14 protein-coding genes are annotated in these 17,036 nt (G+C 38.9%); 9 read left to right on the top strand and 5 right to left on the bottom strand.

The genetic code is table 11. The features are described from left to right. Positions 1-67: 67 nt before the first annotated feature. A complete protein-coding gene (locus NAG76_02800; GenBank protein URN95206.1) occupies positions 68-913 on the bottom strand; it encodes an AraC family transcriptional regulator in 846 nt (281 codons plus the stop codon). Between the two features lie 255 nt (positions 914-1,168). Between NAG76_02800 and NAG76_02795 the strand changes: the two genes are divergently transcribed. From NAG76_02795 to NAG76_02770, 6 genes are all read left to right on the top strand, one after another. Beyond that, on the top strand, positions 1,169-2,296 hold the full coding sequence (locus NAG76_02795; protein ID URN95205.1) for an LLM class flavin-dependent oxidoreductase: 1,128 nt from the start codon (positions 1,169-1,171) through the stop codon (positions 2,294-2,296). 644 nt (positions 2,297-2,940) lie between these two features. Further along, on the top strand, positions 2,941-4,218 hold the full coding sequence (locus NAG76_02790; protein ID URN95204.1) for an extracellular solute-binding protein: 1,278 nt from the start codon (positions 2,941-2,943) through the stop codon (positions 4,216-4,218). Between the two features lie 4 nt (positions 4,219-4,222). Continuing rightward, positions 4,223-5,095 (top strand): sugar ABC transporter permease, encoded by an 873-nt coding sequence (locus NAG76_02785; GenBank protein URN95203.1) that lies wholly within the window; start codon positions 4,223-4,225, stop codon positions 5,093-5,095. 20 nt (positions 5,096-5,115) lie between these two features. Further along, entirely contained in the window at positions 5,116-5,931 is an 816-nt protein-coding gene (locus tag NAG76_02780; GenBank protein ID URN95202.1) for a carbohydrate ABC transporter permease, read from the top strand. 224 nt (positions 5,932-6,155) lie between these two features. Beyond that, positions 6,156-7,916 carry a beta-glucuronidase gene (uidA, locus tag NAG76_02775; protein ID URN95201.1) on the top strand — a complete coding sequence of 587 codons (1,761 nt, stop codon included), beginning with the start codon at positions 6,156-6,158 and terminating at the stop codon, positions 7,914-7,916. A 236-nt stretch (positions 7,917-8,152) separates the two neighbouring features. Next, on the top strand, positions 8,153-8,755 hold the full coding sequence (locus NAG76_02770) for a metalloregulator ArsR/SmtB family transcription factor (protein URN95200.1): 603 nt from the start codon (positions 8,153-8,155) through the stop codon (positions 8,753-8,755). Between the two features lie 103 nt (positions 8,756-8,858). Here the strand turns inward: NAG76_02770 and NAG76_02765 are convergent, their stop codons facing one another. Further along, the gene (locus NAG76_02765; GenBank protein ID URN95199.1) at positions 8,859-9,323 is read right to left on the bottom strand and encodes a cupin domain-containing protein; all 465 of its coding nucleotides are present in this window, start codon (positions 9,321-9,323) and stop codon (positions 8,859-8,861) included. 350 nt (positions 9,324-9,673) lie between these two features. On the opposite strand from NAG76_02765, the gene NAG76_02760 reads away from it, so the two are divergent. Further along, a complete protein-coding gene (locus NAG76_02760; GenBank protein ID URN95198.1) occupies positions 9,674-10,675 on the top strand; it encodes an aldo/keto reductase in 1,002 nt (333 codons plus the stop codon). 155 nt (positions 10,676-10,830) lie between these two features. Here NAG76_02760 and trxB read toward each other — a convergent pair whose 3' ends face one another. Further along, a complete protein-coding gene (gene trxB / locus NAG76_02755) occupies positions 10,831-11,766 on the bottom strand; it encodes a thioredoxin-disulfide reductase (GenBank protein ID URN95197.1) in 936 nt (311 codons plus the stop codon). Positions 11,767-12,432: 666 nt separating this feature from the next. On the opposite strand from trxB, the gene NAG76_02750 reads away from it, so the two are divergent. Then, positions 12,433-13,647 carry an FxLYD domain-containing protein gene (locus tag NAG76_02750; protein URN95196.1) on the top strand — a complete coding sequence of 405 codons (1,215 nt, stop codon included), beginning with the start codon at positions 12,433-12,435 and terminating at the stop codon, positions 13,645-13,647. Between the two features lie 141 nt (positions 13,648-13,788). Continuing rightward, entirely contained in the window at positions 13,789-14,898 is a 1,110-nt protein-coding gene (locus NAG76_02745; GenBank protein ID URN95195.1) for a S1C family serine protease, read from the top strand. 147 nt (positions 14,899-15,045) lie between these two features. Here the strand turns inward: NAG76_02745 and NAG76_02740 are convergent, their stop codons facing one another. Then, positions 15,046-16,017: a hypothetical protein gene (locus NAG76_02740; protein URN95194.1), complete on the bottom strand. Its 972-nt coding sequence runs from the start codon at positions 16,015-16,017 to the stop codon at positions 15,046-15,048. 226 nt (positions 16,018-16,243) lie between these two features. Next, on the bottom strand, positions 16,244-16,855 hold the full coding sequence (locus tag NAG76_02735) for a superoxide dismutase (protein ID URN95193.1): 612 nt from the start codon (positions 16,853-16,855) through the stop codon (positions 16,244-16,246). Positions 16,856-17,036: the final 181 nt, after the last annotated feature.

Here is a 17,036-nt window from a genome sequence, read left to right as displayed (position 1 = left end):
TACATAACGAATAGTAGTGAAATAGATTAAGTTCATTATATATAAATTAATTACAAAAGAATATCATCTATCGTTTGAATTGTTGCCTGAATTGAGCGGGAGATTGTCCCATTCGCTTTTTGAATGCTTTGGAGAAGGTTGGCAGATCATTGAATCCTACCGAATTGGCGATCTCGCTCATTGTATAGTCTGTTTGTGTAAGAAGTAGCTCAGCTTCTTTCATCCGTAAGGTTTGTAAATAATTCATTGGAGATTGACCATATTCCTTCTGGAATTTTTTCGTGAAATGTGTCCGCTCAATTCCAACATGATGGGCAACACTTTCAATAGAAATCATATCGGCATAATGAATATCAAGATATTCTCTACCTTTTTCAAGCCATGAAGATCCGCTATTGTTTCTCCTGGAAGGTTGGTCTGAGTAAACTAACTCATTGAAAATGGTGTACATGAGACTCATTCTTGCAAGATCACTATGTTGTTGTTCATACATTTTCTGAAATGCTAATTGAGTAGAATTCGTCATTCGGTTAGTGCGATGAGGATGCTGCGGACTTAGACCTATTCGCTCAAGCATCGATAAAGCATACTTCCCATCAAAAGCTAAAAATACTTTTGTTAACGGTTTTAACGGATCTGTGTAATACTCATGTGTGACTTGCGGGAAGAGACAAAAGATATCATTTTTTTGTAAATGAAACTGTTGACCATTCTGAAAAAAATGTCCTTCACCATCTATGATGCAAAGCAAATAATAGTAAGGGGTAATTCGCGGGCCAATATGATAATGTGGTTTGGCAAGGTTAGCGCCCAATCGAATAGGCCATATTGAACTGCTTTTCTCCATTGTTGATGGTGTGAAGTAATTAATATTAAGCCATTCTTGATATTCTTCCTTCATTGTATCAAACATTGAAATACCTCATTTTACCAATATTATTTATTGAAAATAGTTACAAATACTTGATGGTAATATAAATACGATTGTTAATAACCACAAAATGACAAATATAGAAACCAACAAATTGACATAGACGAAATGCTCCTTCGCGTTGTAATCTACTTATATCATATTAAACCAAGTAATTCTATAGGGAATGTAATAATAACACGCAAACCGTTAGTGAACATATATCAATTAAGCATGTATATCAGGAGGGCTATTGAAATGTCTAACAAACAAAAAGTCGAGCTAGGCTGGTTTATTCCTACGACAGGTGATGGTGAATTTATCGGTATTGCACCAGAGAGACCTGCTTCGCCGCAATATTTGACAGATGTTGCGAAAGCAGCCGAGGCTGCTGGCTATGAATTTGCATTAATTCCTGCGGGTGGAGATTGTTGGGATGGCTTTATCGTAGGTTCTTGGATTGCTGCGCAAACAACGAAATTGAAATCATTAGTCGCTTTACGTCCAGGATTAATTACTCCTGTACTAGCTGCGAGGACAGCTGCTACTCTTGATCAGATGTCTGAGGGACGAGTGATGATGAATGTAGTCACAGGGCATTATCCACAAGATCTGAAAGCATGTGGTGACCCTCTATATGATCAGCATGATCAAAGATATGAACGTACACTAGAGTTTCTTGAAGTTGTAAAAGGTGTCTGGGGACATGGCGGACATGACTCAGGCGGATTTAATTATGAAGGGAAGCATTACTTTGTAGAAGGAGGTACTTGCCAGCCAGCGGCTTATCAACAACCTCATCCTCCAATATACTTTGGAGGAAGTTCTGTTGCGGGGAAGAAAACAGCTGCGAAAACAGCTGATGTCTATCTGATGTGGGCGGAACCAGTGGCATGGATTAAGGAACAAATTGCTGAGATGGAAGGCTACTTGCAAGTACAACGAGAGCAAGAAGGAATTGATCGGACTCTACGTTATGGTATGCGCGCTCAGTTGGTTGTTCGTGAAACGGAAGAGGAAGCATGGGATGCAGCATGGAGGATTTTAAGTAAAGCTGATCCAGAGCAAGTACAATCAAAGGAAAAACTACATGCGAAGACGGATGCTGTAGGTCAAAATCGTCAAATGGAATTGTTCCGTCAATCAGAAGAAAATAAATTTGTCATTGCACCAAATATGTGGTCGGGACTTTCTGCAATTCGTGGTGGAGGGGCAGTTGCTTTTGTAGGAACTCCTCAGCAAGTAACAGAACGGATTCTTGAGTTTGTTGATATTGGTGTAACATCATTTATTTTATCTGGTTATCCGCATTTGGAAGAAGCGGAGATTACGGGGGAGATACTTATGCCGGTACTGAGAGCGGAACTAGCTAAGCGCGGCTTATAGGTAGTTCAAAAAGACCGCTTGTGATCACGATGTTACGCTATGAAGCATATTCGACGTCGAAAATGACATTCATCGGTTGCTCCGTTGCTCACGTACCAATAACGTACGTTGCGCTACTCGCGTCTCTAGCTTCATGTCATTTTCTTGGTGCTGACAACCGATCATTTTGAACTTTGATTGGAAGAGGTAGTTCAAAAAGACCGCTTGTGATCACGGTGATACGCTACGAGGCATATTCGACATCGAAAATGACATTTATCGGTTGCTCCGTTGCTCACGTACCAATAACGTACGTTGCGCTACTCGCGTCTCTAGCTTCATGTCATTTTCTTGGTGCTGACAAGCGGTCATTATGAACTTTTATTGGAAATGTAGTTCAAAAAGACCGCTTGTGATCACGATGATACGCTACGAAGTATATTCGACATCGAAAATGCCATTCATCGTTTGCTCCGTTGCTCACGTACCAATAACGTACGTTGCGCTACTCGCGTCTCTAGCTTCATGTCATTTTCTTGGTGCTGACAACCGATCATTTTGAACTTTATTAGAAGAGGTAGTTCAAAAAGATCGCTTGTGATCACGGAGTCTCGATAGAATGCTGAACGAAGAAAGTCAAATAATAAGTTTTAGGAGGAAATGATATGAAAAAATCATATTTGCTATCGTTAATTATTGTGTTTGCTTTGGTATTATCTGCGTGCGGAGCAAGCAACAGCGGCAATAAAGTCAATTCATCAAATAATGATGGATCAAAGCAAAGTGGTGAAGAAGTTAAGATTAGCTTCATTCACTGGCGCGGTGAAGATGTGGCAGTACTTGATGGAATTGTTGCTAAGTTCGAGTCAGAATATCCTAATATTAAAGTCGAAACGCAAGTATTTCCTTCAGACCAATATCAAGCAACAGCTCAAGCAAAGTTAGTTGATGGCTCTGTAGGTGATGTGTTCACTTCATTCCCAGGTGCACAGTTCGAGGCGATTGCGAAAGCTGGATTGTTTACTGATCTAACGAGTGAGGAATTTGTAAGTAACTTCACTCCAGGACTAATCGAGGCAGGTCAGAAAGACGGCGTGCAATACGCTTTGCCATATCAATTGGTATATAACATGCCCATTTATAATGTGAAATTATTTGAGCAATACAATGTAGAAGTACCAACAGACTGGGATAGCTTCTTAGCAGCTATGGATACATTCAAGCAAGCAGGCATTACACCGATTGCCTTCCCAGGTGCTGATATTGGTCCTGGTCAGATGATGAATACGATGGTAATGAACAACGCAACTGACGAAGATATTTTCGTGAAATTAGAAGCGGGTGAAGCTAAGCTTACGGATGAGTGGTGGGTAAAAACATTATCCCAATTCAAAGAGCTTAATGATAAAGGATATTTGCAAAAAGATGCAGTAGGAACGAAAACTGATGCAGCAAATGCACTATTTATTCAAGAAAAAGCAGCTATACTTGGTACGGGTTCATTCCAATTAGCGGGTAATAAAGCGGGAAATCCTGAACTAGTACAAGGGTTATTAGCACCGATTACGGTATCAGAGGATAAGGTTGTATTTGAAGGTATTCATACGACTACATTTATGCTTGCAGTAAATAGCAAATCAAAACATCCTGAAGAAGCTAAGTTATTCCTTGAGTACTTGAGCCGCGCTGACGTCGCTGCTGAGTATGCAAATGGTACTGGTCAGAATGTAACGGTTGAGGGTGTACAATATACATCTGATGAATTGAAAGCAGTAAGTGAATGGACAACGAAAAAAACTCGTTTCCAACCACGTTTCACAATTAGTAACGCAGAAGTACAAAAAGCAATAACAAGTTCAATCCAAGCAGTAATTGGCGGTACTGACCCACAAAAAGCTGCTCAAGATGCGCAGGCGATTGTAGACCAACAGATTGGAAACTAGTCCTATGAAAAAACATCTTAGACTACTACCGTTTGTAGTACCTGGATTATTGTTATATGCTGTCTTGTTTCTTTATCCAACAGTAACGGCACTTTATTATTCATTTACCAATTGGGACGGCATGTCGCCGTCCTATCAGTATGTTGGATTTGATAATTATGCGAATGTGAGTAAAGATATCATTTTTCAAAAGTCGCTCGTTAACAATATGAAGTTTATGTTGGCTGTCGTCGTTATTCAGACGGTTGTATCGTTAATGCTTGCCTTACAAATTCATAAAAAATCTAAGGTAAACGTAGTGCTACGAGCCTTATATTTTATGCCAACGATTCTATCTTCCGTTTCTGTTGGCTTTATCTGGTCATTCATCTACGATCCTACTTCTGGTGCTTTGAATGGTCTTCTAACGCTTATTGGCCTAGAGAGTTGGACTCAGAACTGGATTGGTAATACGGCAATAGCAATCTTCTCAATTGCTGCCGTTCAAGCATGGGCGCATATAGGACAGATGACTGTCCTATTCGTGGCTGGTTTGCAAGCAATTCCGCCAGAGTTAGTAGAAGCAGCGAAGTTAGATGGCGCAAGTAAAGTAGGGTTGTTCTTTCGTATAACATGGCCATTGCTAGCACCAGCTGCAGCGATCGTAGTATCCTATACGACGATTCAATCATTTAAAGCATTCGATCTTGTATTTACGATGACAGGCGGTGGTCCTGCCTATTCAACAGAAATTGTTTCGACCTATATTTATAATGCAGCTTTTATGAACTATACGTTTGGTAAAGCGGCAACTGCATCCGTTTATTTCTTAGTATTAATCTCTATTATTACAATTGTTCAATTTAAGTTACTTAAAACTGATCGCGTATCCTACTAGCGGTGATGAGGTGAAAATAGATGCTCAAATGGCTTGGAAGACTATTACTTATATCATTTGCAATCATTATTATTGGTCCCTTGCTGATCGTCGTATTCACGATGTTCAAAACAACACCGCAGTTCTATAGTGATCCAATCGGCTTGCCTACTCAATTATCATGGCTTAATATAACAGCACTATTTGATAAGCAACCAATGTTGACATATTTCCGCAACAGTGTCGTTGTCACCTTGTCTACTGTTTTATTAGTATTATTGTTGGCGGGCTCGATATCCTATGCAATTATGCGCTACGGTAAGCAAGCAATTGGTGGTGTTATTTTCTCGCTGTTTGCTATCGGATTGATGGTTCCTTCACAAGTTAATATGATTCCCATCTATTCCTTACTACAGAAGCTTGGCTGGAGTAATAGTCATCTTGGCTTAATTCTTGTATCGACGTCAGTGCTGTTGCCACTATCTGTTTTCATGCTAAATGGATTTATGAAAACATTACCGAAGGAGATATTAGAAGCGGGAGAAATTGATGGTGCCGGCGAATGGAGACTATTGTTACGTATTGTGTTTCCGCTAAGTGCACCCTATGTAGCTACAACGGCAGCATTTTTATTCGTTATCGTCTGGAACGATTTATTATTCCCAATGCTATTGCTATCAGGCAAAGATAAGTTAACACTGCCGTTAGCGCTTCTGCAATTCAAGGGTGAATTTATGACCGATTACCCTCTATTAATGACGGGCGTACTTGTTACTGCATTCCCAATGATCATATTGTTTGTATTTTTACAACGCTATTTCATCTCTGGTTCGCTTGCTGGGTCATTGAAGGGATAAGAGGATCTAGAAGAACATATGAAAAAATAGAAAAACAACAAAAAGTACTGTGAACTATGCAGTCCTTTTTGTTGTTTTTCTTTTCAAATAACGAGTTTTTTCTTAACTAAATACAAACGAAAAAAGTAAAGAATGTACTCAAATCAGTAAAAATAGTTTACTGTATTGTCTTGAAAAATCAACTATAGTGATTGGTAAGCTTTAGATGAACTGGAGGTTTCGGTATGTTATATCCACAGTTAACTGCAACTAGACAATTATATTCTTTAGATGGGTTTTGGAGATTCGCACCTGATCATCTTAATGATGGAGTGTCGAATGATTGGCATAAACAATTAGAGGCAGATCGTGAAATATCAGTACAAGCTAGTTGGAATGAGCAATATCAAGACTTAATGCAATATTTTGGGGTAGGTTGGTATGAGCGTGATGTTATGATTCCGAATTCTTTAAAGGACGAAAGAATTTGGCTACGGATTGGAGCCGCTAACTATTTGACAACTATTTGGGTCAATGGTGAGCTCGTTGGTGAACATGAAGGAGGACATCTTCCTTTTGAGTTTGATATATCGAAACAAATTATTTTAGGTAGAGCTAATCACATATCTATTCGAGTAGATGCAACCATTGCAGCCGATCGTCTGCCACCAGGTGATGTTGAGTCAGAAATGATTATAGGATTTAAGGGGCAATTCCCTAATAATTACTTTGATTTCTTTCCATATGGAGGAATTAATCGTCCAGTAAATATATTCTCTACTCCGTCATCCTATGTTGAATCTATTCAACTTTCGACTGATCTTATTGATGGGATAGGTAAAGTGAGCTTCAAAGTTGGGATATCAGGGCAATCAGTAGCATCGTGCTTGCTCCAAGTCGAGCATACATCGATTTCAGTGAATTATTCTATGCAGGAGGAAGAGTTAACTATCGTCGGGGATTTTGATGTCTCGGATGTACGTCCATGGTGTCCAGCAGACCCATATCTTTATAATATGAAAGTAAGTCTTCTAGATGCTAATGGGAAAGTCATTGATGAATATATACAGTCATTTGGAATTCGTAGCGTGAAAATTGAAGATACAAAATTGTTACTGAATGGAGAGCCAGTGTTTCTAAATGGTTTCGGTATGCATGAAGACTTCCCTGTACTAGGGAAAGGTATGAATCATGCAGTCATTGCAAAGGATTTCAATTTGCTAAAATGGATGGGAGCCAACTCCATTCGTACGAGCCATTATCCATATAGTGATGAGTTTTTACAATATGCTGATCGTACAGGGTTACTTGTTATTGGAGAAACGCCATTTGTTGGTTTTGTACCTAGTCATTATACTGATGATGTCATAAGAGAAAAGGCAATGAGAGTCATTAGTGAAATGATAGATCGAGATTATAATCATCCATCTATTATCGCATGGAGCCTTGCTAATGAAGGACATACCTTCGTTCCAGAGGCGGATCCATTCTATAAGGCGTTATATGACCATGCGCGCTTGCTAGATAGCACTCGCCCAATTACGATTGTGAATTGCTTAGATGTAGAGGATGATTATGCACTTAAACATTTCGATTTTGTCAGCCTCAATCGTTATTACGGTTGGTATGAGCAAGCTGCACGCTTGGATGAAGGTTGTGCTATGCTTGATCAAAAGTTAGACCGATGCTATGAATTACTTCGTAAGCCAATTATCGTTACGGAGTTTGGTGCGGATGCGGTTGCTGGTGTTCATACAGATCCTCCAGAGCTATTTTCAGAAGAGTATCAATCCGAGATGGTAACTAGGCAGTATCAAATTATTGCAAATAAGCCATATACAATTGGAGCTCATGTGTGGTCATTTGCTGATTTTAAGACAAGTCAGACCCCATCACGAGTCGTTGTGAATCGTAAAGGATTGTTCACCCGTGAACGACAACCAAAACTCGCTGCACATAAATTGCGTGAGATATGGTTGAAAGAAAAGGGAGAGAAAAAAACTTAACAAAAGCTGTCAATGAGAACGTATTAATGTTCTTTTTGACAGCTTTTTTGTATGTCACTTTGAAATTCTATCATCTTAGAAGATATATATATTCATTCTGCCTAGTTATAAAACTAAACCAGAAGTACGGAGTACCATATACACTTTACATTTAATTACTTTTGTATTAACATCTAATTTAACATATATCTAATTAGATATATGTTAAATTAGAATTGGAAGGAGAAACGATTCTAATGCAATTAGATAAATTGGTCCGTTATCATAAAGCACTTGCTGATGAGACCCGTATTAAGATGTTAATTTTGCTTGCAGATGGTGAACTTAATGGTCAGATTTTGGCTGAGAAGCTATTTGTCACACCTGCTACAATTACTCACCATGCCAAAAAACTACGAGAAGCAAGCTTGATTAATGAACGAAGAGATAAAAATACTATCTATTTTTCGCTAAATGATTATTTTATTAAAAATAGTGCGAATGCTACAGAACGATTCATTTATCGTAATGATAGAGCTAGGGGGGATGATGAAATGCTCAAGGATGAAAATAAACGGTTAAAGGAGTCCACGATTAGAAATTTCTTTACAACCGATCAGAAGTTAAAAAGCATACCGGTGCAGCTAAAGAAAAAGCTTATAGTATTAGAACATCTAGTGTCTCAGCTCGAGATTGGAAGAATGTATAGCGAAAAAGAAATTAATACATTTATTAAAGGTTTCCATGAAGATTTTGCAACTATTCGAAGAGAATTTATTATGCATCAATTCATGTACAGAAAAAATGATGTTTACGAATTAAATCCGCAGGAGTTGTGGACGCGGTGGGAAACTTTATAACAAATAGGTAAAGGGATTGCTGAAATTAATTAGCAATCCCTTTTGAGTATCTCGTATGAAATTAATTAATTTTATATATTACGGTTACATAGTAAAACTCTTTTTATTTTCGATCGATTAATTTGAAGTCATCATAGTGGAAGCCAGGTGCAACGACACAGGATACTAATACTGGTTCATCACCAAGTGGCTTCGTCATCTGCCATTCATTCGCAGGCACTAATGCTTGTGGCAAGTGTCCAGCGGCAATGTCAGGGCCGACGATAATTTCCTTCCTAACTGATGGATCAGCATCAGTTCCGCCTAATGTAAGCATAATCGGGCTACCAGCATGCCACATCCATAGTTCATCGGAATATACCTTATGCCAATCAGAAAATTCATCGGGGTGTAATAGGAAGTAGATAGAGGATGCAGATGGTCTTGGACCTGAGTAAGGTGCTCCCAATACTTCTTGTGGAATAGTGAAGCTAGCTTTCCAAATTTCTTTGTACCAGCCACCTTCAATATGTGGCTTCAAATCAAGTAATTCAACGTATGGTGATAGCTTTTTCGTAGTTGCTTGCATCGCTATTTCTCCTCATCCAATTCATCTAGTATTTTTTCTCTTTAGTTCTTTATAACGTAAAATGGACGAAATGGGTATAGTAAAATTACACCGAACCCCATAATAGAACATAAAAATGATGCTTATGCGTTACCCTTGTTATTCTAGATCATTATATAGAGGTTGTGAGATAAGAAAATATAAGAAGCCACTTTCGGAAGATATTGGCTAATCATTATATTGATTGAGTAGTATAATGGAGATACTTTAAAGTGTATTACAGTTACATATCGTTCAAGTTTAAAAAGTTTGTTGAACAACATCATATATGGCTAAGCTCAGTCGAACTAGCCCATGAAGGAGATGGAGAAATGAAGTATAGAAGATTAGGTCGTGCAGGAGTAAAAGTATCTGAAATAAGTTTGGGAACGATGGCGTTTGGCAGATGGATTGATGAACAGTCTTCACTGAATATTGTCGATCATGCACTAGGACAAGGAATTAATTTAATTGATACGGCTAACGTATATGGTAGAGGAATGGATCTAGGAGCAGAGACGGGACTATTTGGAGAATCAGAACTGATACTGGGAAAAGCACTAAAGGGTAGACGGAATGATGTTGTGTTGGCTACGAAAGCGCAGATGACCGTTGGTACTGGAGTTAATGATGGGGGTTCAAGTCGTTATCATATTTATCAAGCGATTGAGGCGAGTTTGAAGAGACTTCAAACGGATTATATAGATTTGTATCAAATACATTTCTTTGACCCACATACTCCGCTAGAAGAAACTATGAGTGCACTAGATGATCTAGTGAAGCAAGGGAAAGTACGTTATCTTGGTTGTTCTAATTTTGCAGCATGGCAGTTAGCGAAAGCTAATGGAATTAGTGCATTGCATCACTTGAATCGTTTCGAGAGTGTACAACCCGAATATAGTTTGATTGCACGTGAAGCTGAACGTGAATTGATACCATATGCTGAAGCAGACCAAGTTGGAATTATTTCCTATAGTCCGCTTGGACGTGGAGTACTAACAGGGAAATATCGCAAAGGTGAAACTCCTCCTGCTGATTCACGTCTAGCTGCTGGGGAGAAAAGACTGGAACAATTACTTGATGAACGTCCTGCTATCGAACTTGCAGATGCATTAGCACCAATAGCAGAAGAGAGAGGCATAACATTAGCACAGCTAGCATTGGCTTGGGTATTGAAGCAGCCTCAGTTATCTTCAGCGATTTTAGGTGTTTCAAAGCTTGCCCAGATTGATACTGCTGTCGAAACGCTTAATATTACATTATCAGCAGATGAGTTACTACTTATCGATCAGGTGTCACGCCAAGCTGGCATTATTATTCCACCGAAAAGATAAATAATTCAAGCCATATAAAAAGGGATGACGGACATGTTACGTATTTCATTACGTAGCATATCTGTCATCCCTTTATTTATAAAGTTAAAAAAATCAATTATGTTCACGATGTAAAGCTAGGATACATATTCGATATGGAATATGAGTGAATATAATTATTTAGAAATGTGTGTAAGACCTTCTAAGAAGCGCTCTGCTTCAAGTGCTGCCATACATCCAGTACCAGCTGCTGTAATGGCTTGGCGGTAAGTTGTATCTTGTACGTCACCACAAGCGAACACGCCAGGGATATTCGTAGTTGTTGTTCCAGGGTTAACAACAATATAACCATTCTCATCAGTCGTAATTTGACCATTAAGGAAACCAGTGTTAGGAGTATGACCGATAGCTACAAATACGCCATCTGTCTCGATAATTTCCTCTTCACCTGTCTCATTATTAAGAACTTTAAGTCCTGTAACACCCATGCCATTAGCTAGAACTTCAACAGGTGTACGATTAAGTGCCCACTCGATTTTTTCGTTATCGCGTGCACGATCTTGCATGATTTTCGATGCACGAAGCTCAGTACGACGGTTAACTAGCGTTACAGAAGATGCGAAGCGAGTTAGGAAACCAGCTTCTTCCATAGCAGAGTCACCGCCACCGATCATTACGATTTTTTTGCCACGGAAGAAGAATCCGTCACAAGTAGCACAAGTACTTACGCCACGACCGATATTATCTTGTTCTCCAGGAATTCCAAGATATTTAGCAGATGCACCAGTAGAAATGATAACGGATTCCGCTACAACTTCTCCCATGCCTTCTACATCAAGTACGAAAGGACGTTTGCTAAGATCAACGCTCTTTACAGAACCTGTTTTGAAAGTTGCACCGAAACGTTCTGCTTGCTTACGCATATTAGACATAAGCTCTGAACCAAGAATTCCTTCGGGGAAACCTGGGAAGTTCTCAATTTCAGTAGTTGTTGTTAATTGACCGCCTGGTTGCCAGCCTTCAATGACTACTGGCTCCATATTTGCGCGTGCAAGATAAATTGCAGCTGTAAGTCCAGCAGGACCCGTACCGATAATAACTGTTTTATGCATAATAGTTTCCTCCGAAAATTGACTTAGTCTATAACTGTAATGAAAATAATCACAGTTGTTGTCTTTCTAAGTTATTACAAACTGGAAGGGATGTCAACGAAGTTCATACAACTTTCATCTTATAGGGTTCGATTTTTTTCAGAAGCTATACATCTTTCACAAATTTTTTGAAAACCTAAGTTGTTTTGTCTAGATAGAATGGGACTGTTTCGCTCGATTTTTCTAATCATTACTGAAAAAGCGAAAGCGGTCATTATTCTCACAGTCTTGAAGAAAATGAGGTAATGTAGCGTTTGAAGTAAATGCATGAGCAGGTGGAATTAAAATTTATTTAGTAGAAATAGTTAAGCAATTACGATACAATTAATGATTGTGACTTCAGCATTAACTTTATTTAGTATAAGTGAAACAATGAATTTGTTATATCGTATATATGTTGTATACAGTATAGGAAATAAGAACCATTTTCATAAAATAGATCTAATATCCCACTATTTTGAAATGGAGAACAGTTACCATATAGTATAGAATAGAACTAAGACTGTCCAATTAGAGAGAGAATAGCAAGAAGTTGAATAAGGTGGGAGCTGAACATACGTGTATTGTCACCATTGTCAACGGGGGTTTGCTGAAGATGCTATTTATTGTAGCCAATGTGGGAAGAAGTTGCTTCAGCATAACATTACTGGAGAGCAGAAGGTTGGAATTTGGCCTGATGAAACAATTGACCATGTTCATTTAGTTGATGATGACCAAGATGATTCTATAGATCAATTAAGTAATCAATCTAATGAAGCTGTTATTAGTAAGGTTAAATCTACAAAAGGTTCTTTTGCAATTAAGGTTACGATAGTATTTATATTACTAGTAGTCGGAATTTCAGGAGCATTGTTCCGTTATTATAAAATTGAATTAGATTATAATGAGAAAGTATTAGAACTACAATCGGATGCTAAGCTTTCTGCGATTGCGGGCAATTATCAAGAGGCAATCGCATACTTGGATGAAGCAATTTCGATTAGACCACATTTTAATGCACTTCAACAGGATCAGAATTTAGTCTATGTAGCTGTTAAAATAGAACGTATTGCTACAGAATTAGAAGAAATTATTGATCGTGGAGATGAGTCTGAGGCAGAGAAAAAACTCGAAGAGCTTAGACAAGAATTGAATGGATATAAGGAACCTATTTTTGATAAACAGCGAGAAAAGCTAGAAGAGTTAAATATGAAGTATACGATACTCAGTTTAACGAACGAGCTTACTACGCTTGGTTCAATCTCGGAACTTGGTAACTTACTAAATGTTGTTAATGGATTAATTGGTGAGGAAGCTGAAACTTTAAGAGATCAAATTATTGATCGTATCCGTACGACCGCTACGGCAGAAGTAAATGATTTATTAACTAAGAAAAAATTTACAGCTGCTCTAAATACGACAGAAAGCGCACTGGCTTGGGCTCGCACAGATGAGACACTGCTTGAACTTAAACAAAAGGTTAAGCAAGAGCAAGCCGCCTATGAGTTGGCTGAAGAGCAAAGGATACAGCAGGCAATGGAGGAAGCCGCAGCTGAAGATTATATTAATCAGACAGCAGCAATTGATCTAATTGAATATGAGAAAGTAATGAATGAACTTGGTAATATTGTTGTCGTTGCTTATTTGAAAAACGTAGCTACTCGCTCAATATACGATGTCACGATTGGCTATAAAATTGTTGATTCCGCTGGAACAGTAATTAATGATGGTACTACTGGAGTGACACCAAGTTATATTGCTTCAGGTGAAGGAATGAGTTTCTCAGTAACGTTACCAGAAGGGATAGATTACGAAGAAGAAATTAATGTAACGATATCAGATGGATCATGGAGTCTAGAATAATACATGCCTCCTGATGCAATTTTTCATTTATGAGAGTGCATCAGGAAGCGAATGAAAAGTTTTAGTACATGCTTCCGATGTTACTTTTCATTTATGAGAAGCGAATAAGGAAGCTAATGAAAAGTTTTAGGAGGAAGAGACATGAACTGGAAAGCGATGTTGATCAGTCTCGGTATACTCCTTCTGCTCGGTGGGGGTTTTCTTACATATATTGAGTTGAAAGAAAAAATTCCGAGACAGTTGAATGGCTCTCCTCTAATAGCAGTAGGCGAGAAGCCAAAATCACTAAAAGATATTATTTTTGAAACACAGAAATATGTCGTAATGATTGAAACCGATACAGGTGTTCAAGGATCGGGCTTTTTATACAATGAACAAGGTGATCTCATTACGAATGCTCATGTAGTATCTGGTGTTAGACAAGTTCGTGTGAAGACTGCAGATGCACGTGAATTAATCGGTGAAGTGATAGGTATAAGTACAGAAGTAGATGTTGCTGTAGTTAGAGTTCCGGAGCTTGCTAATTCGGGTAATTTATCTCTTGTTAAATATGAAAAAGCTAGTGTTGGTGATGAAGTTCTTTCAATCGGTAGCCCGCTTGGTCTGCAAAATACGGTAACTACAGGTATGATTAGTGGTGTAGGACGAAGTCTACAAATCTCTCCTTATACTTACAGTGATTTGTATCAGATATCTACACCGATATCCCATGGAAATAGCGGTGGTCCGCTCGTAGATACGTCTACAGGCTATGTGCTAGGTATTAATTCTGCTGGTTTAGAGAATAGTTCCATAGGTTTTAGTATCCCAATAGTTAATGTACTTCCTCTAATTGAAGGTTGGTCGAAAGAGCCGATGACAATGTTACCAGGCATTGCATTGAATGAAGAATCTGAAATTGTCGAAGAGACACAGCGGCTTGACCAATTAGCTAGTTATCTGGTATCTCATTTCTATGATGCTATTAATATTGGAGATTACGTATATGCATATACGCTTCTTGGTAGCAGTTGGCAAGAAGGTACAAGTTACGTGAAATTCAGAGAAAACTATATTTCTACGCGGAATATTTCAATTGATGATCAACATATTACGATGGGTGATGATGAGGCAACAATTACTGTTGTTATCTCAGCTGATGAGCGCGTGGAAGGTTCATTCAAATTAACGAAACAACAGATAAGTTTTAGTGTAGGTTATGATGATGATCAGTTAAAATTATTAAATAGCAAAAGTAAGTTACTTCAATAGATTTATGTATGTAATAAGCGGACCAATGTTCTCAACTAGAGGAAATTAGTCCGCTTTTATTGTAATATGGGCAATCAAGCTAAGGTCCGATAAAAACTGGAAAATGTTTCTCGAAGTAACATGAAGGCCCATCGATTGAGTTAAATATTATGAGTAGATTAGCTCAACGCTAACTTGGTCATTCGGTTGCAAATTATAATTCAACATGTTATTTGAAATATTTCTACCATTTAATCGAATAACATAATTTATATTTCCGCCTATGCCTACTCCACTTACAAGTAATATTTGTCCTGATGGGGAAAGTTGAATGACACCTGTACTTGCTAGTGCATCGAAGATCGTTAATCCAGGCTGGTACATAATTTGGTAAGTGCCAGTAGCATTAGGATAAGCGCTACCTCCATTAATAGATACAAATACTGCTTGCGAAGGAGCAGGAGCAATACCTCCACCACCACCGATAGGGATAGGAATTGGAATTGGAAGTACGCCTCCTCCCCACGGTACGAACGGACCAAATGGTCCAAAAGGTCCAAAGTGCCCAGGTCCATGCCCAGGTCCATGCCCAGGTCCATGCCCAGGTCCATGCCCAGGTCCATGCCCAGGTCCATGCCCAGGTCCATGCCCAGGTCCATGCCCAGGTCCATGTCCAGGTCCATGTCCAGGTCCATGCCCAGGTCCGTGTCCAGGTCCATGCCCAGGTCCAGGAGGACGTTCTTCACCATCGTTAATATAGCCTAGTGCAAGCCAATCATCCTGTTCACGAGGCGTAGCGGGAGTTGCCATTTGATGAAATAAATGTTGAGTACCACCATGTTGATGATGATCATGATGATGATCGTCATCATCGTGATCATGGTCGTCATGATCATGATCGTGCCCATCATGGTCATGATGATGGCCATCTCCTTGCGGAAGCCAAGGGAACAAAGGTAGTCCCCATGGCGCAGGTATCCATTGACCAGGTTGCCCTGGACCCGGCGACCACCAGATTAACTGTCCAGATTGTGGACCCATAGGCATATGAGGTGCAGGCATCGCAAAACGATGATTTATTGAGCCACAATCACAAGGCTGATTGAATTGAAAATTTGGTTGAGGATAGAAATTATTCATATAAGTATTCAAGCTCCTTTACGAAACATATTAGGCATTAGACCTGCGATAGCTTATGCGCCTAGTGGGCAGTAGGTGTCTAATCCGTATAAATAAGTTCTGTTTCGAAAGCAAGATGATAAAAAGAATAGAGAAAGAGACATGTCTGCGGATTTGTATACATACAATAAAAGGCAGCTTAATCATCAAAATGATGACTAAGCTGCCTTTATAATGAAGTCAGTTATTATTTAACTGCTGCTTCGTAACGTTTACCAACTTCATCCCAATTAACAACATTCCAGAAAGCTGCAATGTAGTCAGGGCGTTTGTTTTGGTAGTTCAAGTAGTAAGCATGCTCCCAAACATCAAGACCAAGAACTGGAGTTTTACCATCCATAATTGGGCTATCTTGATTTGGTAAGCTATAAACTTCAATTTCGCCGTTAGAAACAGCTAGGAAAGCCCAACCGCTACCGAAACGAGTTGTTGCTGCTTTAGCAAATTCTGCTTTGAAATTATCGAAGCTACCAAATTTGCTATCAATTGCTGCTGCAAGAGCACCAGTTGGTGCGCCACCAGCGTTAGGAGCGATTGTTTCCCAGAATAAGCTATGGTTAGCATGTCCGCCACCGTTGTTACGAACAGCAGTACGAATAGCTTCAGGAACGCTATCAAGATTAGCGATAAGTTCTTCAACTGATTTAGATTGAAGCTCAGGAGCAGATTCCAAAGCAGCATTAAGGTTAGTTACATAAGTATTGTGGTGACGATCATGGTGAATTTCCATAGTAAGTGCATCAATATGTGGTTCAAGTGCATTGTTAGCATAAGGTAGAGCTGGTAATTGATGAGCCATTAATAAAACCTCCAATGTATATATAGTTACTTAACTTATTATCGCCCATTTGAACTAATAAATCAACATTGATGTTGAAAAAGTCTGAACGTTAAAAAACTACTACATAGAAGTATAAGTTTGGTGGAGAGTTTTTATGCAACAATCGACAAAAAATTGCAAAATTCATAAAAAGTAAAGC

The sequence above is a fragment of the Candidatus Pristimantibacillus lignocellulolyticus genome (assembly GCA_023639215.1).
Taxonomy (GTDB): Bacteria; Bacillota; Bacilli; order Paenibacillales; family Paenibacillaceae; genus Pristimantibacillus; species Pristimantibacillus lignocellulolyticus.
Note: the sequence above shows the minus strand (reverse complement) of the source record. Positions and strands in the feature narration are given on the sequence as shown.

Excerpts from the sequence above, each read along its gene's own strand:
- NAG76_02795 (URN95205.1), top strand. The coding sequence starts at position 1,169 with ATGTCTAACAAACAAAAAGTCGAGCTAGGCTGGTTTATTCCTACGACA.
- NAG76_02800 (URN95206.1), bottom strand. The coding sequence starts at position 913 with ATGTTTGATACAATGAAGGAAGAATATCAAGAATGGCTTAATATTAAT.
- NAG76_02745 (URN95195.1), top strand. The coding sequence starts at position 13,789 with ATGAACTGGAAAGCGATGTTGATCAGTCTCGGTATACTCCTTCTGCTC.
- trxB (URN95197.1), bottom strand. The coding sequence starts at position 11,766 with ATGCATAAAACAGTTATTATCGGTACGGGTCCTGCTGGACTTACAGCT.
- NAG76_02785 (URN95203.1), top strand. The coding sequence starts at position 4,223 with ATGAAAAAACATCTTAGACTACTACCGTTTGTAGTACCTGGATTATTG.
- NAG76_02780 (URN95202.1), top strand. The coding sequence starts at position 5,116 with ATGCTCAAATGGCTTGGAAGACTATTACTTATATCATTTGCAATCATT.
- NAG76_02765 (URN95199.1), bottom strand. The coding sequence starts at position 9,323 with ATGCAAGCAACTACGAAAAAGCTATCACCATACGTTGAATTACTTGAT.
- NAG76_02790 (URN95204.1), top strand. The coding sequence starts at position 2,941 with ATGAAAAAATCATATTTGCTATCGTTAATTATTGTGTTTGCTTTGGTA.
- uidA (URN95201.1), top strand. The coding sequence starts at position 6,156 with ATGTTATATCCACAGTTAACTGCAACTAGACAATTATATTCTTTAGAT.
- NAG76_02735 (URN95193.1), bottom strand. The coding sequence starts at position 16,855 with ATGGCTCATCAATTACCAGCTCTACCTTATGCTAACAATGCACTTGAA.
- NAG76_02740 (URN95194.1), bottom strand. The coding sequence starts at position 16,017 with ATGAATAATTTCTATCCTCAACCAAATTTTCAATTCAATCAGCCTTGT.
- NAG76_02760 (URN95198.1), top strand. The coding sequence starts at position 9,674 with ATGAAGTATAGAAGATTAGGTCGTGCAGGAGTAAAAGTATCTGAAATA.
- NAG76_02770 (URN95200.1), top strand. The coding sequence starts at position 8,153 with ATGCAATTAGATAAATTGGTCCGTTATCATAAAGCACTTGCTGATGAG.